20 protein-coding genes, 1 tRNA gene and 1 other RNA gene are annotated in these 25,193 nt (G+C 50.9%); 5 read left to right on the top strand and 17 right to left on the bottom strand.

From position 1 onward, the window contains the following. Positions 1–82 precede the first annotated feature (82 nt). The 12 genes from GYM47_RS09690 to GYM47_RS09745 all read right to left on the bottom strand — a co-directional run bounded on the left by GYM47_RS09690 (position 83) and on the right by GYM47_RS09745 (position 15,873). Positions 83–367, bottom strand: coding sequence for a hypothetical protein (locus GYM47_RS09690; protein ID WP_153844145.1), 285 nt, complete (start codon positions 365–367; stop codon positions 83–85). After that, the gene (locus tag GYM47_RS09695; protein ID WP_422822692.1) at positions 364–1,113 is read right to left on the bottom strand and encodes a DarT1-associated NADAR antitoxin family protein; all 750 of its coding nucleotides are present in this window, start codon (positions 1,111–1,113) and stop codon (positions 364–366) included. The genes GYM47_RS09690 and GYM47_RS09695 overlap by 4 nt, the downstream gene beginning before the upstream one ends. Beyond that, a complete protein-coding gene (locus GYM47_RS09700) occupies positions 1,061–2,017 on the bottom strand; it encodes a DarT ssDNA thymidine ADP-ribosyltransferase family protein (protein WP_153844143.1) in 957 nt (318 codons plus the stop codon). Before GYM47_RS09700 ends, GYM47_RS09695 begins: the two co-directional genes overlap by 53 nt. 38 nt (positions 2,018–2,055) lie before the next feature. Continuing rightward, a complete protein-coding gene (locus GYM47_RS09705; protein WP_153844142.1) occupies positions 2,056–2,583 on the bottom strand; it encodes a hypothetical protein in 528 nt (175 codons plus the stop codon). A 45-nt stretch (positions 2,584–2,628) separates the two neighbouring features. After that, positions 2,629–6,327, bottom strand: a complete 3,699-nt coding sequence (gene pglX / locus GYM47_RS09710) for a BREX-1 system adenine-specific DNA-methyltransferase PglX (RefSeq protein WP_153844141.1) — start codon at positions 6,325–6,327, stop codon at positions 2,629–2,631. Then, positions 6,324–7,805 carry an AlbA family DNA-binding domain-containing protein gene (locus GYM47_RS09715; protein WP_153844140.1) on the bottom strand — a complete coding sequence of 494 codons (1,482 nt, stop codon included), beginning with the start codon at positions 7,803–7,805 and terminating at the stop codon, positions 6,324–6,326. The genes pglX and GYM47_RS09715 overlap by 4 nt, the downstream gene beginning before the upstream one ends. A 111-nt stretch (positions 7,806–7,916) precedes the next feature. Then, positions 7,917–11,600: a BREX system P-loop protein BrxC gene (gene brxC / locus GYM47_RS09720; RefSeq protein WP_153844139.1), complete on the bottom strand. Its 3,684-nt coding sequence runs from the start codon at positions 11,598–11,600 to the stop codon at positions 7,917–7,919. 113 nt (positions 11,601–11,713) lie between these two features. Next, positions 11,714–12,337: a DUF1788 domain-containing protein gene (locus tag GYM47_RS09725; protein WP_196781549.1), complete on the bottom strand. Its 624-nt coding sequence runs from the start codon at positions 12,335–12,337 to the stop codon at positions 11,714–11,716. A gap of 149 nt (positions 12,338–12,486) precedes the next feature. Next, on the bottom strand, positions 12,487–13,086 hold the full coding sequence (locus tag GYM47_RS09730) for a DUF1819 family protein (RefSeq protein ID WP_153844138.1): 600 nt from the start codon (positions 13,084–13,086) through the stop codon (positions 12,487–12,489). Positions 13,087–13,143: 57 nt separating this feature from the next. Then, positions 13,144–13,461: a helix-turn-helix domain-containing protein gene (locus tag GYM47_RS09735; RefSeq protein WP_009095642.1), complete on the bottom strand. Its 318-nt coding sequence runs from the start codon at positions 13,459–13,461 to the stop codon at positions 13,144–13,146. 145 nt (positions 13,462–13,606) lie between these two features. Continuing rightward, entirely contained in the window at positions 13,607–14,626 is a 1,020-nt protein-coding gene (locus tag GYM47_RS09740; RefSeq protein WP_153844137.1) for a TniB family NTP-binding protein, read from the bottom strand. Beyond that, entirely contained in the window at positions 14,626–15,873 is a 1,248-nt protein-coding gene (locus GYM47_RS09745; RefSeq protein ID WP_168444451.1) for a DDE-type integrase/transposase/recombinase, read from the bottom strand. The genes GYM47_RS09740 and GYM47_RS09745 overlap by 1 nt, the downstream gene beginning before the upstream one ends. Here GYM47_RS09745 and GYM47_RS09750 point away from each other — a divergent pair. After that, the gene (locus tag GYM47_RS09750) at positions 15,865–16,809 is read left to right on the top strand and encodes an IS5 family transposase (RefSeq protein ID WP_153844212.1); all 945 of its coding nucleotides are present in this window, start codon (positions 15,865–15,867) and stop codon (positions 16,807–16,809) included. The two genes, GYM47_RS09745 and GYM47_RS09750, sit on opposite strands and share 9 nt — an antisense overlap. Before the next feature lie 128 nt (positions 16,810–16,937). Here GYM47_RS09750 and GYM47_RS09755 read toward each other — a convergent pair whose 3' ends face one another. Further along, positions 16,938–17,681, bottom strand: a complete 744-nt coding sequence (locus GYM47_RS09755; RefSeq protein WP_153843727.1) for a hypothetical protein — start codon at positions 17,679–17,681, stop codon at positions 16,938–16,940. A gap of 8 nt (positions 17,682–17,689) precedes the next feature. Continuing rightward, positions 17,690–18,256 carry a TnsA endonuclease N-terminal domain-containing protein gene (locus GYM47_RS09760; RefSeq protein ID WP_168444452.1) on the bottom strand — a complete coding sequence of 189 codons (567 nt, stop codon included), beginning with the start codon at positions 18,254–18,256 and terminating at the stop codon, positions 17,690–17,692. Between the two features lie 18 nt (positions 18,257–18,274). Between GYM47_RS09760 and GYM47_RS09765 the strand changes: the two genes are divergently transcribed. After that, complete coding sequence (locus GYM47_RS09765) at positions 18,275–19,531, top strand: ISL3 family transposase (protein WP_153843725.1); 1,257 nt, start codon at positions 18,275–18,277, stop codon at positions 19,529–19,531. Between the two features lie 261 nt (positions 19,532–19,792). Here the strand turns inward: GYM47_RS09765 and ffs are convergent. From ffs to GYM47_RS09785, 3 genes are all read right to left on the bottom strand, one after another. Further along, positions 19,793–19,889, bottom strand: an RNA gene (ffs, locus tag GYM47_RS09775) — signal recognition particle sRNA small type. Positions 19,890–19,933: 44 nt separating this feature from the next. Beyond that, positions 19,934–20,010 (bottom strand) — tRNA-Met (locus GYM47_RS09780). A gap of 104 nt (positions 20,011–20,114) precedes the next feature. Then, positions 20,115–21,047: a choline ABC transporter substrate-binding protein gene (locus GYM47_RS09785; protein WP_153843724.1), complete on the bottom strand. Its 933-nt coding sequence runs from the start codon at positions 21,045–21,047 to the stop codon at positions 20,115–20,117. A gap of 209 nt (positions 21,048–21,256) precedes the next feature. Between GYM47_RS09785 and betI the strand changes: the two genes are divergently transcribed. The 3 genes from betI to betA are packed head-to-tail and all read left to right on the top strand — an operon-like array spanning position 21,257 to position 25,077. Then, entirely contained in the window at positions 21,257–21,865 is a 609-nt protein-coding gene (gene betI / locus GYM47_RS09790; RefSeq protein ID WP_153843723.1) for a transcriptional regulator BetI, read from the top strand. A gap of 10 nt (positions 21,866–21,875) precedes the next feature. Further along, entirely contained in the window at positions 21,876–23,345 is a 1,470-nt protein-coding gene (gene betB / locus GYM47_RS09795; RefSeq protein WP_153843722.1) for a betaine-aldehyde dehydrogenase, read from the top strand. 55 nt (positions 23,346–23,400) lie between these two features. Continuing rightward, entirely contained in the window at positions 23,401–25,077 is a 1,677-nt protein-coding gene (gene betA / locus GYM47_RS09800) for a choline dehydrogenase (protein ID WP_153843721.1), read from the top strand. Positions 25,078–25,193: the final 116 nt, after the last annotated feature.

Below are 25,193 nucleotides of genomic sequence, written 5' to 3' on the forward strand. Positions count from 1 at the left end.
CAGCTGATAGCTAATTAAATTTTTATCAGTGTTGATAAAACCAGTGTCAGTGATACATCAACTGGCTGCCCTTTAAAAACAACTACATATTCAGTTCATAATTAACGAAATCGTTCCACTCACCAATTGCTTCGTCGAGAGCTCTAGAGTGGTTGCGTATCGCATCCTCTTGCTCACTTACAAACTGCTGTATGCAAATACGATACATATCTACTTCGTCATTAAACATATCAACTTCCCACTGAGACTGAAACTCATAAGGCTTGATAGGTTTAAAGCAACTGTGGCTAGCCCGCCAACGATCATGTGCAAATAATTCCGCAGAAGCGAATACAGAAATTAAGGCTAAAATCATGCTAACTTTCATAGGAGATCCCCCTGCAATGAATCTCTCTTTACTTTTTCATTTCTATCTGAAATAAAACTATAAAAACTTTCTGAGGAAGAAAGCGCTGTCTCTAACACACCCATGTGCACCATAGAAACATACAATGCCGACGAGTAAGCTTGGCAGTTGATTGATTTAACGGGATTGAATTCAATATCTGTAAATGCAGAAAAATCTACAATTTTTTCAGATAAATGCTTATTTTTTTGTAAGGCATTGATATACAGCCAATCATAAAAAAAAGTCTTCGGCTCGATAGGGAAATTTTTCCCAAAAAAATTAAAACCGACTACTTCGCCTGACTCTTTAAGCCTTGGATCTTTCTTTGCCTCTCTTGAACTTTTATCTAGCAAATCTCTATAAGGTCCACCTTTTTCAAATACCTTACTCGACTGAAATGCAGACTCAACTGAAAACACTCGCTTTTTATTATTTGTCTCAATCATCAAATTGAACGCACTTAACGATACTCCCACTTCATGCAATGACTTACTTGACACTTCAAGTATTGGTGAAAATCCATGTTTTTCACTAGCTTCATGAAGTGACAATACTGACTTCTGCTTTTGTGACTTAGACATACCAGGAAACCATTGAAAATCAACCTCAAAGATCTCAACACCTGGTACACAACCAGTTTTCACAGGTATAAAAAGAGGCCTTTTCGCCATATCATGCAGTCCTTCTTTTTCTGGAATATTCTCGTGACGAAAAAAAACTGGCATCGACAAATGAATTTTTCCCAGGATAATAAAAGTCAAATTGATCCATAGCACTTTTGGAATCAAAAATGAATGCATTAATCTTATCAGCAGAGACTTTATCCAAAGAAAGCACTTCTGCTTGAGGGTTAGTAGGGTCATACGTAGCTAAAGGAAGTACAGATCTCGAAGCATCGTCCAGATCATCGTACATTTCTTTTAGTGCCGAAACAGTCCCCAAGCTACGTTTATTTTTATAAGTCATTCGCTTGTCTGCTGCATTGTATTTGCAAAATAGGCAATTATTTTCCCACAGCACCGACTTGTCTATCACTAGCATAACCCAAGTAATGCTAGGATCTTTGCAACGATACTTATAAAACATTTTATAGTTTGGAAAACCAATTGACAAAGATACTGATTCCCTTACTCCATCCAGCCTGAGGGCGTCGTTATATACATAATTAGCCCCACTAACATCCAACGCAGTCCTTGTTAGCAATCCATTAGAAATTATATTGGGTATATTATATGCCTGGGTAAAATGCACCAGGTATGGTATCTCCCTGACACTTACAAAATCTTTTATTTCATTTATCTTGTCAAATACACATGAGTTAGAATTAGCTGCACCATTATTCTCTACTTGGGTGACAGCACACACCTCTTTTTTTTCATTATCATCAACTTCAAGTGAAGGCTTATTTTCCACAAAAAGGCTATTTACTAACTCTTTATCTTGCATTTCCTGAGACAAACGACTTATTCGCAGCAATGCTTCACGACGCTCCAAATCAGACATAGCATCTACAGCAGGGCTGCCTGACTTTTTATAAGACGTTTCTCCACCATCATTTTTCTCAGAGCTGTTTAGCTCATAAACCCAAACAAAAAACAAAATGACCAGAATAACTAAAAACGCCAACATAAGAACCCATCCTTTGATATTGGTCTTAATGTAATAGTTTAAGAAACCTTTTCCAAATACTTGGATTCAAAAAAGGAAATCAAGCTTTCTGGGCTTTTATCTAAAGCTTCAGAGAGCTTGACAACATCCTCATCTATCGAGTTATTTAACCTAATATAGCTGTCATAAGACAGCCTACCATCCTTAGCCATTTTTCTAGCTTCTTCAGCTTTTTGTTTTTTTCTTGCAATGTCTTGCATGATAATAAACCGTATTTTTAGCTCACGCTCCTTCTTTACTTCTATCAACTTGGCCTTTGTTTTTTCAACCTGCTTCTCAGCTTCGGCGTCCAAAACATTAATGCCTTCCTGAACAGCACTTAGTGTATTGCTAGCAACACGCTTTGATTCATCTATGTATTGCTGCGTTTTGGCAGCAGGTTTAGCAATAAGCATCACCAAACCAGATAGCGTAATAAATGGAATCGCTATGTACGTTAGGTAGACTCCAACATACGTCACTGTAAACAGTGTTACTAGATAGAGACCTAGCGTTGTCCAAAAAACAAATGCAGCTTTTTCGTACATTTCCCCGCTCCCTTTCTTTTATTATCTATCCAATTAAAATTTTAATTATTTTCCAACGACCTGCTTCACTTCCGCCAACAGATTCCCAAACTTGCCGTAATTCACCTTCACCCCATCATCCAGATCCAGCGAGATACGCTGGTCGGCGTAGTGACGCAGCTTCTCGTCGAAGGTGTTAAGTTCGGCTTGCTGTTTGTAGAGCTTGCTTAGCTCTTTTTCGATGCTTTTCGCTTCGGCGGCGGAGGTGCTGGCGTCTTTGTCTTGCTCTAGCTTTTCCACGTAGCTGGCGAGCTTGGTGGTGAGCGGGATAACGTAGTCGGTGCGCATCTCGGCCAGGGTGCTTTCGTTGTAGCGGTGCAGGTAAACCAAGCACTCGAAGGCTTTCTGTTTGCCGGAGGAAAACAGCCAGTAGATCGGGCGTTTCTTGTAGGTGCGCAGGTGGTCCTTGAAGAATTGTGTACTCAGGTAGCGGCGGATCGTCTCTAATGCGGCTTCGCCTTTCTTGGGCTTGATGGCATGCAGACAGAGGCTTTCGGCGACAAAGTCAAGGTTTTCTTTGAGATTTTCATCGCCCCAGACAGTACGCACGAAGTCGCGGAAGCGGTTGGTGGCGTCGTCGGGGAACCATTCCTGATCGGTGAGCGGGATGATGGCGTTGTCATCCGGCGCAAAGCTGGGCTCGGGGATCTGGGCGAGGTAATCGCGGACAGTCTCGCCCTGGCTGGCGAGAATCAGGCCGGGCTTGTCCAGCGAGTAGCGGCCCATCATGCAGCCGATAGCATAGCTGACCAATTCCTTGAGGGTGTCGCACTGCAGCAGAATTTCCAGCTCTTCTTCGGAGCGATTGCCGCCGTAACGGTAATGCGGATTACAGGTCAGGGTAATTTCATCCAATGGCACATCCGACGTCAGTTCGTCCTTTAAACCATAAGCTTCGATAAATAAGCGGTTGTTTTCCTCTTCAAGACGCTGCATTTCTAGTGTTGTTTCTAACCAGTAAGTACGGAGAGCAGCATAATTGACAGATAACTTTGATTGGTGGAAACGTTCATCAAAAAGATGCAAACAAATAAAGTCCCAGGATGTTTCATAGGCATCCCAGTCCTTTTTACTGAGCAATAAAATTGAATCACAAACTCTGTGAACTGATGTGACAGAATTTGAGTCTCTAATTTCTCTAAATGGAAGGTTTCCTACATCTCCAACCTGATAGTGCAACGTTGGGCTTGTTAAGCTAATAAAATGTGTTGAAAGTTTAGAGCATAAATACCCAAGAAGTAATTTGATATCATGGTTGTAGGCACAGGATCCGCCTTTTTCATAAAGCATTCCGCTAGGCATGTACCTAGCACCAAAGTATGCGCTGCTTATATCAGTCCAGGTAACGGCAGGTTCGAAGTAAGGGTTGGATCTTTTGAGAACCAAACCTGAATTTCCTTTTAAGTAAGGATATTTATGAATGATAGTATTGTGTAAATCCTCACCATCATTTTTCCATAAAACCACATACTCTAGATTTCCATACCACCGCCGATAGTTGCCACCCTTGTTAATCGGAAACCAGCTAAATTCACTGTTGATAGCTTCAGATCTACTCAGCTCAAATCCAATATTATTGTTTTCCACTTCGTACCAACGCCTTAAGAAGCGTTCATTATCCGAGGTAAGAAGTCCTTGTCGTATTTCTCCCGATGAACGAATTGATTCACCTTCAAACAAACCTATAGTTTTGGCGCTTGCCCAATACGCCACCGGACTCCCCGGAATCTTCTTGAAATCATCCGGTTTGGCTTTATAGAACCAACCGCAATCACGGTTCTGAATGGCTTCCAGAGTTTTCGGCCCTTGGTTTACAGCGCCTCGAAAATCCGATAGGCGGATATAGCTGCCTGTGTAGCTGGCGATATGACCTTTGCTTAACGTAAAAGTACAAATCGGCACTGTTGCACCATCAAAGCCTGAATACTCCAGCTGAATAAGGCTGGTGATGACATCTTCTTCAATCAAGCGCTTGCGCAGCTGCTCGTAGCTGGAAATGAACATCCACACGAAAGGCGTCATAAAGCCAAGCTGGCCGTGATCTTTGGCAAAGTCTAAATTGCGGACGATAAAGGCGGAAAACAAATCCTTTTCGTAGCCTTTGTAGGCATCTTTCAGGTATTTCTTCACCGCTGGCGTTTGATACTTACTGCCCATATATGGCGGGTTAGCCACTACTGCTTCATACCGCTGGGCCAATACCCATGCCTGCTGTATCACCGGCACTAACCGCTGAGCGGCGGCTTTTTGCATCATATCGCCGCTGTTGCTTAATTCGCTCAGTTCCTCCAGCAGTGCTTTAAGCGGCGCTTCCCATTCATTGGGGACTTCAATCAGCGAGCCGAAGGTTTTGGCATCTTGGAAGCGCTCGATTAAATCAGCAATCAGCTTGTAAGTGGCGTCGTTGCTGGAAAGATCTTGCTGTTCGCTATCAAACAGGCTTTGGGATTGGCCCTGGTGCCAGTCGCCGGTGAGGTTCAGGTCGCGCCATAGGGTATTAACATCCAGGTATTGGCTACTTTGCATGGCCAACACGTTCAGGCGCACGTTTCGGGTGAGAATGCGGCGGTCGTCTTCTCGGGCTTTCATCATCAGCGCAAAACCCGCCAGTTGGGCAGCGCGGTCGTCGATATCCAGGCCGAACAGGTTGTTTTCCAGAATCAGCTTGGGAATATCGCGGGTGCGGTAGCCACGTTCTTCGTAGATCGCCTTCAGCACGTTGTAGGCTTCCACCAAAATATGGCCGGAGCCGCAGGCGGGATCGAGCACCTTGATGGTTTCAGGGTCGAGGCTGGCCGGGTTGATGGCGTCCAGCTGGGCCTGTACCTCGGGCTCCTGCTCGGCGGGCTCGATGTAGTACGGCATCTCGGCCTTGAGCTTTGATGTGGGGTAGGTTTGCAGCCACTGGCGGCCTACCGAGTTCTGCACCAGGTATTGCACGATCCAGTTGGGGGTGAACAGCTGAGTGGCGGCGGGGATGTCTTCGCTTTTCACCACCTTACCGATCACTTGGTCTTTTTTCTCACTGATGTAGAACTGGTAGAGCCAGCCGATCACTTCTACATCCTGCCAGTCGGCTTCGGGAATCGCCTCGACCAGCTCGCGAATCAGCGAATCGGTTTTGGTCAGGTTGTTGGGCAGCAGCAGTTCGCTGGCGTCGTCCAGCGGCTCGAACAGGAACGGCATGGCCTCATGCAGGGCGTGGCACTGGGCCAGCAGCAGCTCGCGGTAGAGGGTTTCATCCTGGGTGCCGTCGAGTTTGAGTTCGCGCACGCGGGCGGTGTCTAGCCCTGGTAAATCTACCTCTAAGCATTCATCCAGAATCTGAAACTGCCCGGCTTCGCCCCCTGCCCCACTCAGCACGCGGCGACCGTGGTCTAGGTAGCCGTGAATCTCCATATAGCGAACGGCGCACAGGCGATTGAACCAGCTATAGGCGGCCTGCTCTATCGCTTGGGTAAAGCTATCGCGCTGCACCCACGCGGCCAGCGCTTCCCGTGCGCCTTTTAGGTGGGCGGGCACGGTGTGGGTTTGGCCATCCTGGGCGGTCATCACCAACACATCGCCCTTTTGTGCCAGGGGGGCAATCACCACACCGCCTTTGCCATCTGGGCTAATGCCCACTCGGGCCGCCTGGCGCGTCATGGTGTCGATAAAACGGGCGCGGGCCTTGGGGGCGTATTTTTTGATGTTGGCGGTGTTCATGTTAGATCCTTGAAAGTGTCTTGCAAAAAGCGCTGGCCTTTAGCCGTTAAGCGGTATTGTTGAAGGCGGCTATTGGGCTTTTCGGGCAGCGTCATTTCAATCAGCTGCTGCTGGCGTAAATTGCCTACTTGTTTATTGAGCTCACCGGAAACGCCCTTGTGACCCAGCTCACGCGCTATGGCAGCTTTACCCAGCGGCTCCTGCTGCAGTATCAACAGCACTCTGGCTGCCAGCGCTGACTCTAGCCGTGACTCTAGCCGTGACTCTAGCCGTGACTCTGACTGCACTGACTCAGCCTGGGTCACTGAAGCTGACTGCTGGATAGAAACCGGCGTTGCCAGCCGAATACTCAAACGCACGCGGTTGGCAATTTCTTCAATATGCGGTTCAGGCAGCCCTTGGACTTGGGCTTCCGAGAAAATGCGCTTCACACCGCTGCCCCACTGCTCTATCAGCCCAAGCTCACGAAACACGCGAGCAATCACTGGGTTGCGAATCATGGAGACGCCGCGTTTCATGTCTTCAATGGTCATGCCGGGCATCAGTAGTCCTGGGCTTTCAATCTCGATACGGTCATCAAAAAACGCAATGCGTATAGGGCTGCCCCTTTGGGAGTAGTCGCTGTGTACCAAGGCGTTAATAATCGCTTCACGCAGGATGGTCAGCGGGATACTCCACACATCGCGGCGACGCATGGCGCCAAACTCTGCCTGCTTGAAGGCATGTTTTTTGAGAAACAGCTCGATGTCATCAACCGCTTTGGGTAACGGCGCGTGAATATCTGTCTGGTCGAAAATCTCGACCTTATCGGTGCCGCGAAAACGGCCGCACTGAATCCAAGCATCTTCAAAGTGCCATTGGCGCTCGCGGCCAAACAGCAAAATTCCGCCCACGCTGGGTACTAGGCGACCTTGATAAGAGACAAGTAGCCGTAACGTGCGAAGCTTATTGTCATCAAGCAGTTGTTCGCTGCGAAAGGCTTGCTGTATGGCGTTTTGGTCAAGGTCGTCACGGCTCAGCTCAGGCATGGGCTGAACGTCAAAGGTGGTTCCGCTCGCTTGGCGCTGCATTTCTTGAATGAGGGCCAGCCCCGCCTGCCGATTGCTAGAACCAAGCCGCACCAGCACACCATTTTCTTCGCCAAGCGCTTTGAAAAAGTGTGGGCGTGCGCTACTCAAAAACACCTCAATACACACCAGGGTATGTTCGCCCACACTCACCAGTTCAATATTAGGCAGTAGCCGGGGGTGAATAGCATCCGCGATCATGCTGGTCAGGCGCTCTTCCATATCCAGCGGATCATCCACGCCTAGCACGGTGCCATCATCGTCAACACCAATGATCAACTGGCCACCGGCCGTATTGGCGAAGGCGACCAGTGTTTTCATCAGTGGCTTAGGCGATGATAGATCGCGCTTGAACTCAAGCTGCTTGCCTTCTAGCTCGCTTAGGCGCTGTTCAATGGTCGCGGTGGTCATAGGTGTCTCGTTGACTTTTCATGTTTCTTTCCGCTTTGCTGTCCCGCGTCCTAGGACATGGGACAGCAGTGAACAGGCACATTGCCCGTGTCAACAAAAATCGTTCGAACACTAACGCACCTGTACCCGTTTGCCCGCTGAAAGTGACCCTTCCAGCTCTTTTCTCAGCTCGTCCATAAACGCATCGACTTCCGCTTGGCTTTCCAGGTACACCCCGCTATGCACGCGGCTAAGTACGTCGCTTACACGCACTCTTGCCACGGGTTTGGGGGCATTTACCGCAGCCGGTGCTGTTTCGGTATGCGGGTCGTACGTTTTATCACCTGGTGCCGTTTGTAGGGCTGGCTTGGGGTTCTCTGATGTTGGAGCCGGTGTTGTGGTGTTTCCCGCAGGCGCAGGCGGCTGCCGCTTGGCCGCCTCAGCCTGGGCGTGGTGAAGCGCATCCAAACTTTTTTCTTCTAACTCGACGGCAGTTTCGGTTTGCAGCTGGTAGATTTGCGCGACGCTGACCGATTGATTGACCGAGGCTTTGAGCTGCTGCAGTGGGTGCAGCAAGCGGTTGCTGAGCTCGGCGGTGCCAATGCCGCTTTTGGCTATTTCAGCGCTCACCTTGGCAATGCGCGTGTCGATACGGGCAATGGCGTGCTGACGCTTTTCCTCTACCAGGCGGTTGTTCACCTCATCCAGCGTGCGTACCAAGCCATCCACCTGGTTCAGCATGGCGTAAGGCGCTTCGGCGCGGTAAATGCGCTCACACTCGGCCAGCGCTTGCTGGGCCTGGGTGTTTTTCTCAAGCTCTAGGCGGTTCACCGCAAACCGGTTGAGCGCTTGCTCCAGCTGTAGCCACGTGGTGAGCTGCTTAGTAAAGAAGTCGTTGAGATCGCGGTAGTCCTCTTCGACATCGAGCAGCGTGTCTTGCTGGCTGGCGACGGTTTTGAAGAAATCAAAGCTGTCGTCCAGGCACAGCAGGCGCTCCACTTCGCGCAGTGAGTTGTCAATGGCGTTGCGACCGGGGAAGTTGCCCACGTCGGTTTTGCTTTTATACGCTTCTAGCTCCCGCCGCCAGTGGGATAAGCGGTCTACGTAATAGGTAAACAGCTCTTTTTCACTGGTGGGGCCTAGCTGGCCAAACAGCTCTTTGGTGAGGTTACGGGCTTTGTTGAGCACCGCATCTTCGGTTTGGCGCTTTTTCTGGAGGCGGACTTCACTGCGGCGGCGGGCGTTGTTGAGTAGCTCAAAGGCTTCTTTACCGCTGAGCGCGGGGCCAGCGGTGTGGAAGGTTAAGCGCCCTACGGCATGCAGGCGGCCTAGTATCAGTAGCGTTTCACCTTCCGGCCAGCCGAAGGGTCGGTTGCTAAAGCGCTCAATCAGCGGGGTCAGTGGCACCGGCTCGCCACCGTGCAGGGTGATGTACTGCTCCACCTCTTTCACGGCCTGGGGGTTGCCCTCCTCGCCGTCTAAGTTCAGGTTCTGGATGCCCAGGTCATCGGCGGTTAATACGGCCTGCAGCTCGCGCATCGGCTCGGGGCTAAGCGCCGTGAGCTGGCTCAGCTTGTTGTAGGTGTTTTCCAGCAGGTAGCGGCAGGCCTCATCCAAACGGGTGTTGAGCTGGCCGCGGTTGAGATCAAGCTTTTGGCCGAGTGCGTACACGTCCGCCTCCAGCAGCATCTCTTCTAAGCGCACCCGCAGGCGTTTTTTGCGCTCCTGGTTTTCACGGCCACGGTCGGCCAGAATGCGCTCCACGCTGTGGTCGTTAGCCGATAGGTTTAGTCGGATAAACTTATCGGTTTTCAGCAGGGTGCGTAGTTCATCGGTGAAGCGCTTATCATCGGGCAGCTTAATCAGCACCTGCCCACCGTTATCGCCGCTTTTGTGAATGCAGCCTGCTTCGCTTAGCTGTACGTACTCCACATCCAGCGGTGAGACCACCTCCACCCTTAGCTGGCTCTGGTAGCGGCCATCCAGGGTGTGGCCATCCAGGTAGCGGCCAATGCTGTAGTCGGTTTTGTTGACCGGGTAGCGGTATTTGGTGCGATCGCGCAGCAGGTCTTTGAAGATCAGGCTGGAGAGCTCTTTGTTCTCGTCGCTGCTGGTGACTTCGGTAGCTTTGATCTTGCGGGTGATGTCGCGCTCTTCATTGGTGAGGAACTGGTACTCATCGCCGTTGCGGGTAATCAGGCTCTCTTTTTCCAGTCGTGCCAGGGTCGCTTCCAGCTGCTCACGAATGGCAATACGGTCATCGTCGATTTGGGTCAGCGAGAGTGTCACCAGGTTATCGACCGTACCCTTCACCAAGTCCACATAGCGGATCATAAACAGCGTGCGTAGGGTTTCGACATCAAACGCCTCTAACACGGGGTTTTCGCTGGCCTGATCAATGGTGCGTTTCACCGCCGTATCGAGAAAACCTTCTACCGCTGTGTAGAAGCAGTGCATTGGTACTAGCGCGCCAATCGCTTTCTCCTGCACGGCTTTGGCGGCCATGTGGAACGCATCGAGCATGGAGCGCTCGCCATAGGCCAAGTGGGCGCCCGTCGCTCCTACCTTGCGGATTTCTTCAAAGACTTTTTGCACCAGCTGGAAGTGGTACGGCACAAAGGGGTAATTGGAGATAAAGCTCTCGACGCCTTCGATGTTTTTTAGCGTGGGGCCAGAGCGGTCAAAGGTCAGCTGGTTACGCAGAATGGAGCCTTTGGCCTCAAACACGCCTTCCAGTTCCGCGCGTGCCGGGTCGGTCTTCACCAACAGACGCTTACGGATCACTTCGTCAGAGTTGGAGCTTGAGAGCGATAAGCGGGTTTTGAAGCGTCCGGCGATTTTGGAAAAATCGTTGGCTTTTGAGGCGGTCATTTCGCCTAGCACGGCATCCATATCCGCTTGGGAGGTGACCACGATCCAGGCGCGGCCCCCGCAAATGGTGCCCAGGTTTTCGGTGAGCGTTTGCAGAGTCAACATTAAGCGTGTGTCGCTGCCAATGAACTGGCCAACTTCATCCACCATGAACACCATGCGCTGGGTGGCTGACTGCGACTCCAAAAACTCTTTCACCCAGTGGCAGAAGTTCTCTACAGAGACGCTGAAGTTGGTTTCAGATTCCTCAAACCATTTATGCGCCGCTTCAGGAGAGAGATCGAGCGCCGCCCCAATCGCTTGCTCGATATCATCCTGGTAGAACTGATAGCCGTCTCGCTCGTCTTCCCACACCACGCCACTGGCCTCGTTAAAGGCCTGTTTAAAGCGCTCATACACACCGCGCTTTTCTAGGTGGCGCTCCATATGGGCAATATGCGGGTAATCGGAGCTAAAGCCTTGGTACTCGTTAAATACGCGTAGGAAGACGTTCAGGATGGGGTTGCCATCGTCGTTCGAGCTGGCCTTGCTGTCGATATTAAACAGCACCACATGGGCCGGTTCACGGACAGCCTTGTTGATGTCTGCCCGGATAGAGCTGTCTACCAGCTTCTGCTCATCAAAAAAGTCGGCGGCCCGCTTGGCATTACCGTTGGCATCAAACGCTTCCTTATTTTCCAGCAGGTAAGAGAGCGTTTTCAAAAAGTGAGATTTACCCGACCCAAAGAAGCCACTCACCCAAACGCCCACGCGGTTGGCGATAGAGGGGTCATCCAAAGGGGTGGTGTAGGATTCAAAAAAGGCACGAAAGTGCTTTTCTAACTCATTGGTGACGACATACTCATCCAGCTCTTGGTAGATGGTTTCCTGGTCACGCTGGTCGGCCTTGACCACGCCGTTGATTGATCGGCTGAGCGGTTTGAGGAAGAGCTCTTGAATGTGCATATCAGTCCTATAAATATGTAAACCCTGGGTGTTTCGAGCTAGGAGGTACCGCGATATCAAAGACCACGACTCACCAAGCGAACGTAGTACACGGAATGACGTCATCCGTTGCGCTAGGGCACAAGCGCAAACGCACGATAGTAGTTATTGCTTTCTATCCGCTTAAACAACGACATCGTCTGCCCGTCGTAACGGCCTGGATAGAACAACACCAGCGGCTTATGACCGAGTGGCCCGTGTAACGCATTTAACAAGCTGTGCGCTCGCACCATGGGCCATAGGCTGCCCACACCGGTGAGCAGTACGATATCGGGGTCATGCGACAAGGAGTGTCGGAGCAGATAGGGAGCAAACTTATCCATGTGCAGCGGCCCACGCAGCGCCTTGAGCAGTGCCGCATCGCCTTTGCTTTTTTGCATGGCAATGGCTTTGTCTAGGAAGCCGCGCTCGGTCAGGTAATCCTTTAGCACTTCCAGCAGATTGACCTGCGCTATTTTAATGTCGGGGTGCTGGCGTGCCATTAACGAGGGGAGGAAATTCAGGTAGGCACGCACCTGGAGTTCATGTTCAGGGGCGTAATCAAAAATCCAAAAGCCAATTTCGTTACCCAGCCCCTGGCCCGCTAAAAAATCGGGCCGAGTGATTTTCTCAGCGACTTGGTTCAACCGTGCCCGTAGCTGATCATCCTCGTGGTGGCTAAAACCGCTGGGGGGTGGGTAGTGATTGCTCTGTGACATGCGGATGCGTCCCTGTGTCTAGCATGTTTGATGCAAGGCATTTTTAATGCAAAAGGCTTATTTTTGATAAGACTATGTCGCTTGCCACCTGCGTTGCAAGGTCTACTTAGTCGCGTTTTGACGTCAGCAATGAGAGTAGAGGGATAAAATTACCGCAACTGGCGACAACAGGCACTCAAGCGGACGTGCTGGTAGGTTTCAAGCAAGCTTTTTACTTCTGGACGCAGCAGCAAGGGCTGTAACTTGCGCGAGCGACTGGAGGCCAATACGCCGACTTCCGTCAACATACGATACACCACCTGCCCCATTTTACGTTTGGAGCTTTCCGCCCACCCTGCTATTGCTTCATCACGATGGGCACGCTCGGCTAAAAACTCATCCCACTGGTAGGCCTGAAGCGCCTCCGCCTGGGTTAAGAAAGCATCGGCGACGACACTTTCAAGAAACTCCACCAATAGCAGGTTACGTGCCATGGCCGCACAGAAAGACACCTGTGTGGCGAGCTGGTCGTCGCCATCGCGCAGCGCTTGCCAAAACGGTGGCTCCAACTTCTCTAAGCGCTTGCGAATCGCTTGCCCTGCACGTTTAGCAGTGGCAGGACGGTTCTTCTGGAGGCGGTTATCAATGAGGATTGCCTGGTGCCACTGCCCTTCATCCGCATCAGACAACAGCAAATCAGCAACGGCACGGCTCTCGCGCACCATCAGCCCACCGCCAATCAGATCAGAGTTGTAGCTGAAAGAAGTCAAAAGGTGCTCATCAAGGTCAATTACGTTGGAGTTGCAGGCGGCTGATCAGTAACGAGATCAGCTTTCGCTAGGCGCACTGCCCTTTTTAAGCTGTTCCAACAAGCGTTGGCGTTCTGCAGGGTCGAGTTTATCCAACTCAAGGATCAATTCTGCCACGGTATCGTCTTCGCAGAAAAAATAGGGAATCGGCACCTCTAGAGCCTCTGAAAGCCTCTTCAGCAACTGGAAATTGGGCGCATGCTGCCCCTTTTCATACTGCGTCATACGCGCACTCGCCAAATTCGGCTCCATGCCGAGGTATTCACCCAACTGCCTTTGTGTCATACCCGCTGCTTGCCTGGCGGCTCTCAAGCGATCTGGAAGCGGACTGTCCATGAAAACACCATCGCTACTTGGAAAGCCGCTAGGCTAGCGCAAGATGACACAAAAATATGCTAAGAGATTCTTAGCAGTAATGCAATGGTGTTTTGAAGGCGCCTTCATTTTGATTTAACAAAAGGAAGTCTTTCTCGATAATTTATTAATTTTTAGAAAATAATTCTCTAGTCGAAATTTTCCGACCAAACTGAGTCCCTATAAAAGTCTCAGACTCAACTGATGAATAGCGATTATAAGATGCATATCGAGATACTTCACTCAGTGGGACATCATCAATAGGTAGCTTGAATGGGTTATTTTTATCAAAAAAAACGTTATCCAAAACATCAACAAAATGCTGCCTATGAACAGTATTATCCCCCTGCGACAAGGCTAAAAAAAGAACCTCATCGAGAATGTGTTTGATTTTTCTTACCTCACCTCGCGTTGCAGAAAAAAGTGGAAAGAGTATCTCATCACTATGAAGTGGCGGCGGTTCATGAAAGCCCATCCTTAGCGCCAAGCCTTTTAAAAATCTAACAAACTCTACACGATCGCTTTGTTTAAAAATTTTAAAATACGGCAGTTCAATTGAACACATTAATCGTGAGGCCCATTGAGGCTCGTTAGATATTTCAGAAGCCCAGGGCATACCTACTAAAACGATAGGTATACAAGCCTGCTCGCTGATCAACTTAAGTCTATTGGCAACACGTTGACGATCTTCAACCGACTTAAACTCTATTAGCTCTTGAAATTCATTGATGATGATTATTTGTGTTTTACATTTTTTTAATACTTTGACTAATGCCTCTGCTAGACCTGTCTCACGATGACTACCTTTTCTTGCTTCTGAACCAAACTGCCCCAAATCGCTCAATAATTGAATCATCATTTTTTCAACATCAGGCTTACTTGGTATGCGTGAAACGAGCACTGGCTTTACGAGAACATCGCCCTCTCTGTAGACTGGAAATGCCGAATAAAACTCATTGATTAATTTACTTTTACCAGTCCCTGTATCTCCTAACAGCAACATACACTGCTGCTCTCCGCCTAATAGCTGATTATTTTTCAATCGATTCAAAGAACTCATCGCCTGTATTAAGGCTGCATGTTGGACAAAACAGTTTCTAAAATCGATCAGTTGACTAAATTGAGTTTCAGACAGTATGCTGCTCATTAATAAGGCTCCACATCATCAGCAATATTGTGCCAATCATCAACATGCTCAAAGTTTTTTGAATCTGTTAAGCCGCCTTCTGAAGAATCACACATAGAATTATCTCTACTTTTCAAGTCACGGTGCACACTTTCAAAAGTCGCATCACCATCACTATCCACGCCTATGAAAGCAGCAACGCTTTTCATTCCTTTTAGGCTACTTTTCTTCTTGGCTAAAGCATTTTCCTTTATATCATCCATTCTCTCGCTGAGCTTCATATTTGCAAGGGCAAGCCCCTCATGATCGGTATTAATTTCTATATGATTATTTAACAACCTTCTCATAACTTGGTACTGGAAAATAGAGACGCCCTCTAACTGAAACTCCTGGCTAGTAGCATTAACCTTGATATACTTCTCCAATTCAGGTAAGAATACATACACAAAAGAAACATCAGACGGGTCTCGCTTAACACAAAGCTTATGCTTTTTCTGACCAGGGGGCGGGGGGTGATTTTTTCTGAACTCTACTAGCATTTCGCTACTATAGTTTATATGATCTACCTCTATCCCAATTGGTCGTAAATCGCGATAGACGGTGGGAAAACTTTCGATTTTAAACCTTTGTTTTTCAGTGCCTTGGTAAACAACCGGCGGAAAATCTTGACACCCAATCTGCCAAGACAAAGCAGGTATATTGGTTCTACGTTTATTTGGCTGCTGATTGTAAATATCTACAACCCATATATGCAGTAGATGTAGAAACCTGGAAAATGGTAATAGCGCATCTTTCTCAGGTTCATAACCTTCTAAATCTTTTGCACTTGAGAAAGTTTTTCCCGGTATTTGATGAATAAACTCTGTATTGTAGGTGTTAAATATTCTCTCGACTAAAGGTTTCTTCCATGGTTTTCCAACTGGATTGTACTCAACGCTCATTCCTATTGAGGCAGAAAACCTCTCAAGATCTTTCGACCAAAACTCTGCGCCGTTATCAACAACAAGTGCTTCAATACGCCCTTGACATGGCCAATCTTTTTCGATGTCTGGATACTTTTCCAACAAGTCTTTTTTATCCAAGCACGCATTTAATACTGCACACCTTACAGAATTATAGCTCGGCCCTCTAAAGCTTAAATAAAAACCTACGATACATTTACTAAATGTATCAACCAAGACAGTTATGGAAGCTCTGAAAAAGTCACTGCCATCAGTGATAATACGGCTATCGTCAACTGCATAGGTTTCAGTGCTGCCATGGATCAAATCACCTTCTCCGAAGCCGAGTACCAGAACAAGAAGAGAAAGACTCGCCGCGAACTCTTTCTGGAGCGGATGGACAAGCTGATCCCCTGGACGCAGCTGGAGAAGAAGATAGCCCGTTATTACCCCAAGGGCGAGAGCGGGCGGCCTCCGTATCCGTTGTCTGCCATGCTCCGCGTCCATTGCATGCAGTTGTTTTACAACCTGAGCGATCCGGCCATGGAAGACGCCCTCTACGAGATCGAGTCCATGCGCCAATTCGCCGGTTTGAAACTAGACCGATTGCCGGACGAAACCACGATTCTCAAGTTTCGCCATTTTCTGGAACATCACGGCCTTGGCAAGGTGCTGTTCCAGGAAGTGAACAACCACCTAGAGAAAAATGGCCTGATGCTGCGCGAAGGGAGCATTGTCGATGCCACTATCATCTCTGCGCCTAGTTCCACCAAAAACAAAAAAGGCGAGCGCGATCCGGAAATGCACCAGACTAAAAAAGGTAGCTCTTGGCACTTTGGCATGAAAATGCATATAGGTGTCGACGATAAGCTTGGGTTGATTCACAGCATCGAGACCACGGCTGCCAATGTCCATGACATTGTGCCTGCCGATAAGCTCCTTCACGGTGAAGAGCAACGCGTCTTCGGTGATGCCGGTTACCTGGGTATTCAAAAACGCGACGAGCACAAGCACCGCAACGATATCTCTTGGTATATTGCCAAACGGCCTGGCACACGCAAGAAGCTAGATGCCAGGCGACAGAAAGTCGAAAACATCAAAGCCAGTATCCGTGCCAAGGTGGAGCACCCCTTTCGGTACATCAAACAAGTTTTTGGTTATGGCAAGGCTCGCTATCGTGGACTGGCCAAAAACACTCAGCGCCTGCACTTGCTGGCGGCGTTCAGCAACCTGCTGATCAGTGAGAAATACCTATGGGAATAGGGCGATTGCGCTCCTTTCCCGCTCAATGAGCGGGAAAGGAGCAAAAATACACAAAGAAAGGGAGAAGAGTGTCTGAATTTTCGATTTTTTGTCGGCTCAAGTAAGCGTTGATGAATATCGGCAGTTATTCAGACCTTCCTTATAAATGGCCTTCCAATAGGGACATTCAAGTTATCATCAAGCAAGATCAAATCAAGAGCGGTATGATCGATTTCAACACGCTCCATCACCCTAGTAGATTTTGTAAAACTATTGATCAATCGATAATTTTTATCTGCATATCGTTTGCCATAACGCTTCAAGTCACAAATATAAGGTGGAAGCTTTTTAACCCTATCGTAAAAGGCACTTCGCCCAACAGCTACAAACTTATCATCTGGATTTTCATTATTATGGACTAATATTAAATCCTTATAAAATTGATAAGTGGTCGCAACAGACCCCCTCACTCTTGTAAGATATTTCTTTTCGATTGCGTCCCAAAAAAAAGTATCTTTTGAAAAAAATTTAAAATCACAAAAATTATTTTTTATAGCTCTCATATCAACCAAGGAAAGCAAATCTTTATCGGCACGATACTTTGCATTCCATCTAGCTACGCTTTGCCACCCAGGCTTTTTATCTATAACACCTTCATTATACAATTCATAGATAATTGGCTCTATATTCTTCTTCGTCCAGCCTCCATTAAGCCTTTTATTGACCAATTTTATTACTTTATACCTGAACAAAGCTTTATCGGCGCACTCCTCATCAAGATCATCTATTGTTATGAATGCCACATCCTCAATTTCATCACGACTTTTTTTACTCGCTGCATGGGAGAAATCTATGCCTACTAAAGACTCATCAAAAAAAGGATCTTCCAACATAAGTCACCTCAAGCCCAAAGAAGCAAATCGTCACCAATTTCTTTTTCCAATATATTGGCCTTTAATTTCCCAGAGGCTATTAACGAAACCAGTGAGCGAATAACTCTGGGACGGAAACTGATTTCATATAGAGCACAAATTTCATGCACGAAAATGGGGGAGTGCCTTTTTACAAGGCCATAAACACTATCATACAACTCACAATGGCTTTGAAAACCAGCGTAACGATGTAGCAGCTTAAAATTATTCAAGACTGGATACTTTCTGATTTGAAGCTCAGTTACTAAGCTCAGCTCGAAACCTAACTGACATGCTGCTTCTTTTTTTGCCTGGAATTTTTGAACAAATTCTGGATGGAGGGTTTTACTATGGGGTTTGACCTCAATAAAGGCTATTTTTTGATTATTATTTATTACCTTAAAATCAGGAGTATAAGGATTAGTTTTCCCATGAATTGAGTAAGTAAAACCTATAGGCTGGGCAATAAAAGACTTAACTTGAGGGGAGTATTCAAAGGCTCTTCGACGTTGGGTGTGGAATTCGCCCCCTGAGCTGGGCCAGAATATGACCTCCACAGCGGCAGGAGGTATGACATGGACGGCACCCAGATTCTAACACTCGGCCTGGGCTTGGAAGCGCCCTGGATCCTCAAGAACCAGTACCTGGATACCGCCGTGTCGCCCCACCGCTTGGACCTCTATGTCGAGGCGGAGCGAGGCAGTCTCTATCCCTGCCCAGAATGTGGTAAGGCCTGCCAAGCTCATGACTTTGCCGACAAAACCTGGCGGCATCTGAACTTCTTTCAGCATCACTGTTACCTGCATGCTCGCGTGCCGCGCACGAAGTGTCCTGACCATGGCGTCAAGCGCATAGAGGTGCCCTGGGCCCGGCCGGGCAGCGACTTTACCCTGCTGTTCGAGCAAGCGGCCATGTCACTGGTCAAGGAGATGCCGGTACTGGCCGTCTCCCGCCAGTTGGAGATTTCCGACAAACGACTATGGCGCATCGTGCACCACTACGTTGGCCGCATGTTGGGGGAACTGGATCTGTCCAAGGTGGTGACGGTCGGCGTGGACGAAACCGCCTCCCGGCGCGGTCATCGCTATGTCACGGTGTTCCTCGACATGCAGCGCAAGCGGGAACCGGTTATCTTTGCCGTCCCAGGCTGCGGCAAGGATGCCATCCAGGCTTTCAGCGCCTTCCTGGCGGCCCATGGCGGCGACCCGAATAATGTGGTCGAGGTCGTCTGCGATATGTCGCCAGCCTTCCTTAGCGGCGTGACCGAGCACCTTCCCAAGGCCGAGGTAACGGTCGACTGGTTCCATATCGTACAGACCTTCACCAAGCGGCTGGACGAGGTGCGCAAGAAAGAGCGCCGGGAGCAGGGGCACCCCAAGTCGCTGCGCTGGGCCCTGCTGAAGAACCTGGATAACAAGAACCTGACACCCAAACAGCTTTCGGCGCTCCAGGAGTTGGTGGCCGATCAGAGCGCCACGGCCGATGCCTGGGTGATCAAGGAGAAGCTACGCTGGATCCAGAAGGCTCCAACGCCCAGAGCGGCTCGGTGGCGCATCACGAACTACCTCAAGGTCATGCAGGCGGCGGTGTCTGAAAAGTCACTGCTGAAGCCGATGGGGAAAGCCCTGGCGACGCTTGAGCGGCACGCCGACGTGGTGGTCAGACGCTGGCTCTCGGGACTGACGAACGCAAGACTGGAAGGAATGAATGGTCTGTTCCAAGCGGCTCGGTCACGGGCACGTGGCTACCGGAACGAGGCCAACTTTATCGCCATGATCTACCTGATTGGCAGCCCGGTGGGCCGCCTATTCGATCAGGCCAAATCCACGTGAAGTGACGAAGAACCTATTCAAAATGGTAGCAGGCATCAAATTCTAGGGAAGACTCTACAGTGTGAGCAGAAGCAGTTTTGAAGCTAGCAAATTTGTAGAGGTTCTTGACACGGGAATGACGGAGCTTACGCCTGTACATGACAACACCCCATTTCGTAGGTTTACTACAAAAATAGGTTATGTCACGAGGAACCGCAAATTATGTCATTTTAACCGGAATTTATGTCAAAACAGACCGGAAACGACAAGAAATGGAGGCGGCCCCAAAAGCCACATCCCGGCACACGCAGCCACCACTACCGTTGCTCCCTTCCGGGCCTGGCGGGGTTCGCAGTTTAGCGTTGCGGGAGGACCTAAGGGGCCACCATAATAGTATGCGTTTGAATGCATACTGACGCTGATTGGTGGCTACGCCCTGATTTGAACAGGGGACCCCATCATTATGAGTGATGTGCTCTAACCAACTGAGCTACGTAGCCTTTTCGACATCAGCGGGTGCAGAGTATGCCTATATTAGCGTCAAAAGGCAAGCCGAAACGGCCTGCCTTTTTTTCATCGTGCGATTCACTAATCGCAAACGGGCTTACAGCGCTGCTTTGACAACAGGCAGTGCCTCTTCACCTTCACGCGTGGTCACGCCTTCTAACCAAGCCTCGAGTACTTCCGGGTGATCATTGAGATACGTACGCGCCGCTTCGCGAGGTTCGACACCCTCGTCCATGATGGCGCTCATCAACTGGTTTTCCATCTCCAGCGTGAACGTCATGTTGCTCAGCAACTCACCGATGTTCGGGCAAGACTCGACGAAACCAGCGCGGGTATTGGTATAGACCGTCGCGCCACCGAGATTGGGGCCAAAGTAGTCGTCTGCGTCAGACAGGTACGCCATCTGGTAATTGGTGTTCATGGGGTGCGGCTCCCAACCCAGGAACACCATCCACTTCTCATTGGGAACCCGCGCACTCAGCTCGGCCAGCATGCCCGCCTCGCTGGAGTCGATCACCTGCCAATCACCTAGCCCATAGGCATCATCATCGATCATTTGCTGAATGAGTTCATTGCCGTCATTGCCCGCTTCGATGCCGTGAATGCGCTGCTCGAACCGATCGGCATGCTCGGCTAGATCATTCACCGACGTCACGCCCGCGTCGTATACGTATTGCGGCACTGCCAGCGTATATTTGGCCCCTTCGAGGTTGGCCGTTAGACGTTCGACCTCGCCACGCTCGATGTAGGGGTCACTGATGGAGGCCATGGAGGGCATCCAGTTACCCAAGAAGACGTCGAAATCGTCATTACGCATGCCGGCGTAGGCAATGGGGACCGAGACCGTATCGACACGGGGCTCGTAGCCTAGCGCTACCAGTACTTCGCTGGCCAAGGCCGTAGTGGCGGTGATATCGGTCCAGCCCACCTCGGCAAAACGAACGCTACTACACTCATTGGCAGCAGCCGTCATCGGCAGGCAGGCGGTCACGAACAGAGCACTCAAGTGGCGTTTGGTTAACTGTTTCATCCGTCGTCTTTCCTCGTTATCCGTTATGTTGAAACGCCCTCTACGGCGAGCAATGCAGAGGCGAGAAACTATTCGACACACTTTTATTGATTGAACGTTCAATAAAAAAATGCCATCATAGTTAGGTAATCATGCCTACTCCTTCATTTCAAGGTGAGGAGCCAATGGGCATTCAACGTCATTAGGAGATAGCTGTGCCAAAGGTGGGAATGGAACCAATACGCCGCCAGCAGTTAATCAAGGCAACGATGGCGGCCATTGACGAAATGGGTCTTGCCGAGGCGACGGTCATGCGTATCGCCCGTCATGCGGGAGTTTCCGCTGGCATCATTAGCCACTACTTCGGCGGCAAGGATGGCTTGCTGGAAGCCACGATGCGGCAAATTTTGACCGATCTCAGCGATGCCGTTGCGGCGCGACGCCGTGCACTAGAAGATGACTCTCCCCGCGCCCATATTGGTGCCATTATCGAGGGTAACTTCGACAGGACTCAGGTCACCGGGCCCGCCGCGAAGACGTGGCTTGCCTTCTGGGCAAGCAGCATGCACAAGCCAGTGTTGCAACGTCTTCAGTACGTCAACGACCGCCGCCTATACACCAATCTTTGCCACCAGTTTCATCGCGTCATGCCCCGAGCCGATGCCCGCAACGCCGCCCGTGGCTTGGCCGCCATGATCGATGGCTTGTGGCTGCGCGGTGCACTGACGCCCGAAGGCTTGAATGCCGACGAGGCACGGCATCTTGCGCACACCTATCTCGACCAGTTACTGACACATTACGGATGCTTTCAAGATGCATCCACTGCCGAACTTTATTAAGGAGATCGACATGGCCGCTCAAGACGTACAGCCCCTCTACATCGATGGACGCCCGGTTTATGCCACCTCCGGCGAGACGTTTACCGTGACCAATCCTTATGATGGCAGCCTGCTAGCCACCATTGGTCAAGCAAGCCAAGCCGATGTCGATAGCGCCGTTCAGGCCGCACAGCGTGGCCAGCGCGAGTGGGCCGCCATGACCGGCATGGAGCGCTCGCGCATCCTGCTACGCGCCGTGGCACTTCTGCGCGAACGCAACGATGAGCTCGCCGAGCTGGAAACCCGCAATACCGGTAAACCCATCAGCGAAACCGCCAGCGTCGATATCGTGACCGGTGCCGATGCCCTGGAGTACTACGCAGGCCTTGCCCCTGCCATCGAGGGCCACCAGATTCCTCTGCGCGACAGCTCGTTCGTGTATACCCGCCGCGAACCGCTAGGTGTGATCGGCGCCATTGGTGCCTGGAACTACCCGATTCAAATCGCCTGCTGGAAAGCGGCTCCGGCGCTGGCAGCGGGTAACGCCATCGTCTTCAAGCCCAGCGAAGTGACGCCGCTGACGGCGATGAAGCTTGCCGACATTTTCACCGAAGCAGGCCTACCGAACGGCGTGTTCAACGTGGTACAGGGCGATGGTCGCGTCGGCGCCATGCTGACCGAGCACGAGGGCATTGCCAAAGTCTCGTTCACGGGGGAAGTCGGCACGGGTAAGAAGGTCATGGCCGCTGCCGGTGGTTCCACGCTAAAAGACGTGACGATGGAACTCGGCGGTAAATCTCCGCTGATCGTGTTTGCCGACGCGGATCTTGATCGCGCAGCCGATGCCGCCATGATGGCGAACTTCTACTCTAGCGGCCAAATCTGCACCAACGGTACCCGCGTGTTCGTCGAGCGCAGCGTCAAAGAGGCGTTCGAAGCCAAGTTGGTCGAGCGTGTAGCGCGTATCAAAGCGGGCGACCCGATGGATCCGAGCGTCAATTTCGGTCCGCTTGTCAGCTTCGAGCATCAGGAAAAAGTGCTCTCCTATATCGCACTGGGCAAAGAGCAAGGCGCACGCGTGCTGGCCGGGGGCGACGCGTGGGACAGCGGCGAATGGGCCAAAGGCGCCTGGGCAGCCCCCACCGTGTTCACCGACTGCACCGACGAGATGCGTGTCGTCAAAGAGGAGATCTTTGGCCCGGTCATGTCAGTACTGGTCTTCGACGACGAAGAGGAAGTCATCCGTCGCGCCAACGACACTCGCTACGGCCTAGCCGCCGGCGTCTTCAGCGAAAGCCTGAACCGCGCGCACCGTGTGATTCACCGGTTAGAAGCCGGCATCTGCTGGGTCAATACGTGGGGTGAATCTCCGTCTGAAATGCCGGTGGGTGGCTACAAAGAGTCCGGTATTGGCCGTGAAAACGGAGTGGAAACGCTCAATCACTACACGCAAACCAAGTCCGTGCAGATCGAGATGGGGCCGTTCGAGTCGGTGTTTTAAAGGCTAAACCCAGCTTTCGTACACCGAACTCCCCCTTCTGGATGAGAGAACCGCTATGTCTCAAGCAACTGAGTTTGATTACATTATCATCGGCGCCGGTTCAGCAGGTAACGTGCTGGCCACGCGCCTGACCGAAGACAGCGATGTCAGCGTGCTGCTGCTGGAGGCCGGCGGCCCCGACTACCGCTTCGATTTTCGCACTCAAATGCCCGCGGCGCTGGCTTACCCGCTGCAGGGCAAGCGTTATAACTGGGCGTTCGAAACCGACCCTGAACCTAATATGGACAATCGCCGTATGGAGTGCGGGCGTGGCAAAGGCCTAGGCGGCTCCTCGCTGATCAACGGTATGTGCTACATCCGCGGCAATGCGCTTGATTACGACCACTGGGCCAAACAGCCCGGTTTGGAGGAGTGGGATTATTTAAGCTGCCTGCCCTACTTCAAAAAGAGCGAAACCCGCGATATCGGCCCGAACGACTACCACGGCGGCGACGGGCCCGTCAGCGTGACCACGCCCAAAGCGGGCAACAATCCGCTTTACCGCACCTTTATCGAGGCGGGCAAGCAAGCCGGTTATCCAGAAACCGAGGACGTCAACGGCTACCAACAAGAGGGCTTCGGCCCGATGGACCGCTTCGTAACGCCGAAGGGCCGCCGCGCCTCCACCGCTCGCGGCTACCTGGACACGGCCAAACAGCGCAGTAACCTGACCATCGAAACCCGCGCCGTCACCGATGTGATCGAATTCGATGGTAAGCGCGCCGTCGGCGTCCGCTACGAGCAGAAAGGCCAGCCCAAGCAGGCTCGCGCGCGTCGCGAAGTGCTGCTGTGCGGTGGTGCGATTGCCTCCCCGCAAATTCTCCAGCGCTCCGGCGTGGGTAACCCTGAGTGGCTGAAAGAGCTGGGCATTCACGTCGTACATGAACTGCCCGGCGTCGGCGAAAACCTGCAAGACCATCTGGAAATGTACATTCAGTACGAGTGCAAAGAGCCCATTTCGCTCTACCCGGCGCTGAAGTGGTACAACCAGCCAAAAATCGGTGCAGAGTGGCTGTTCAAAGGCACCGGTGTGGGCGCAAGCAACCAGTTCGAGTCCTGTGGCTTCATTCGTAGCCGCGATGACGAGGAGTGGCCTAACCTGCAGTACCACTTCCTGCCCATTGCCATCAGCTACAACGGTAAAAGTGCCGTCGACGCACACGGTTTCCAAGCCCACGTGGGCTCCATGCGCTCTGAGAGCCGTGGACGCATTCGTCTTACGTCGAAAGACCCCCATGCAGCACCGAGCATTCTGTTCAACTACATGGCCAAAGAGAAGGATTGGGAAGAGTTCCGCGACGCGATTCGCCTAACTCGCGAGATCATCGCCCAGCCCGCCTTCGACCGATACCGAGGCCGGGAAATTGCCCCCGGCCCGGACGTGCAGAGCGACGAAGAGCTCGACAATTTCGTCAAGCAGCACGCCGAAACTGCTTATCACCCCTGCGGCAGCTGCCGCATGGGCGAAGGTGACATGGCGGTGACCGATGCCCAAGGCCGTGTACATGGGCTCGAAGGACTGCGCGTGGTGGATGCATCACTATTTCCGGTCATTCCAACCGGCAACCTGAATGCTCCCACTATCATGCTGGCCGAAAAAATCGCCGACCGTATTCGCGGTCGCGAGCCCCTGCCCCGTGCCAGCGTAGATTACTACGTCGCCAACGGCGCGCCTGCCAAACAGGCATCGTAGTCTGAGACGAGTTCGGGCTTATCGACCCGCTGCGTCAAAACGCCATGGTTCCGCGCCATGGCGTTTTTTTATGTCCTAACTGCGCTACATTGAAGATATAAAGCGAACGTATAACG

Origin of the sequence: Vreelandella piezotolerans (genome assembly GCF_012427705.1) — a bacterium.
GTDB classification, from domain to species: Bacteria; Pseudomonadota; Gammaproteobacteria; order Pseudomonadales; family Halomonadaceae; genus Vreelandella; species Vreelandella piezotolerans.

Bases quoted from the DNA above. Each gene is read 5' to 3' on its own strand.
- GYM47_RS09725 (WP_196781549.1), bottom strand. From the start codon at position 12,337: ATGTCACAGAGCAATCACTACCCACCCCCCAGCGGTTTTAGCCACCAC.
- GYM47_RS09740 (WP_153844137.1), bottom strand. From the start codon at position 14,626: ATGAGCAGCATACTGTCTGAAACTCAATTTAGTCAACTGATCGATTTT.
- betB (WP_153843722.1), top strand. From the start codon at position 21,876: ATGGCCGCTCAAGACGTACAGCCCCTCTACATCGATGGACGCCCGGTT.
- pglX (WP_153844141.1), bottom strand. From the start codon at position 6,327: ATGAACACCGCCAACATCAAAAAATACGCCCCCAAGGCCCGCGCCCGT.
- GYM47_RS09785 (WP_153843724.1), bottom strand. From the start codon at position 21,047: ATGAAACAGTTAACCAAACGCCACTTGAGTGCTCTGTTCGTGACCGCC.
- GYM47_RS09755 (WP_153843727.1), bottom strand. From the start codon at position 17,681: ATGTTGGAAGATCCTTTTTTTGATGAGTCTTTAGTAGGCATAGATTTC.
- betA (WP_153843721.1), top strand. From the start codon at position 23,401: ATGTCTCAAGCAACTGAGTTTGATTACATTATCATCGGCGCCGGTTCA.
- GYM47_RS09735 (WP_009095642.1), bottom strand. From the start codon at position 13,461: ATGGACAGTCCGCTTCCAGATCGCTTGAGAGCCGCCAGGCAAGCAGCG.
- GYM47_RS09765 (WP_153843725.1), top strand. From the start codon at position 18,275: ATGGACGGCACCCAGATTCTAACACTCGGCCTGGGCTTGGAAGCGCCC.
- GYM47_RS09695 (WP_422822692.1), bottom strand. From the start codon at position 1,113: ATGCCAGTTTTTTTTCGTCACGAGAATATTCCAGAAAAAGAAGGACTG.
- betI (WP_153843723.1), top strand. From the start codon at position 21,257: ATGGAACCAATACGCCGCCAGCAGTTAATCAAGGCAACGATGGCGGCC.
- GYM47_RS09705 (WP_153844142.1), bottom strand. From the start codon at position 2,583: ATGTACGAAAAAGCTGCATTTGTTTTTTGGACAACGCTAGGTCTCTAT.
- GYM47_RS09700 (WP_153844143.1), bottom strand. From the start codon at position 2,017: ATGTTGGCGTTTTTAGTTATTCTGGTCATTTTGTTTTTTGTTTGGGTT.
- brxC (WP_153844139.1), bottom strand. From the start codon at position 11,600: ATGCACATTCAAGAGCTCTTCCTCAAACCGCTCAGCCGATCAATCAAC.
- GYM47_RS09690 (WP_153844145.1), bottom strand. From the start codon at position 367: ATGAAAGTTAGCATGATTTTAGCCTTAATTTCTGTATTCGCTTCTGCG.
- GYM47_RS09750 (WP_153844212.1), top strand. From the start codon at position 15,865: ATGGATCAAATCACCTTCTCCGAAGCCGAGTACCAGAACAAGAAGAGA.
- GYM47_RS09715 (WP_153844140.1), bottom strand. From the start codon at position 7,805: ATGACCACCGCGACCATTGAACAGCGCCTAAGCGAGCTAGAAGGCAAG.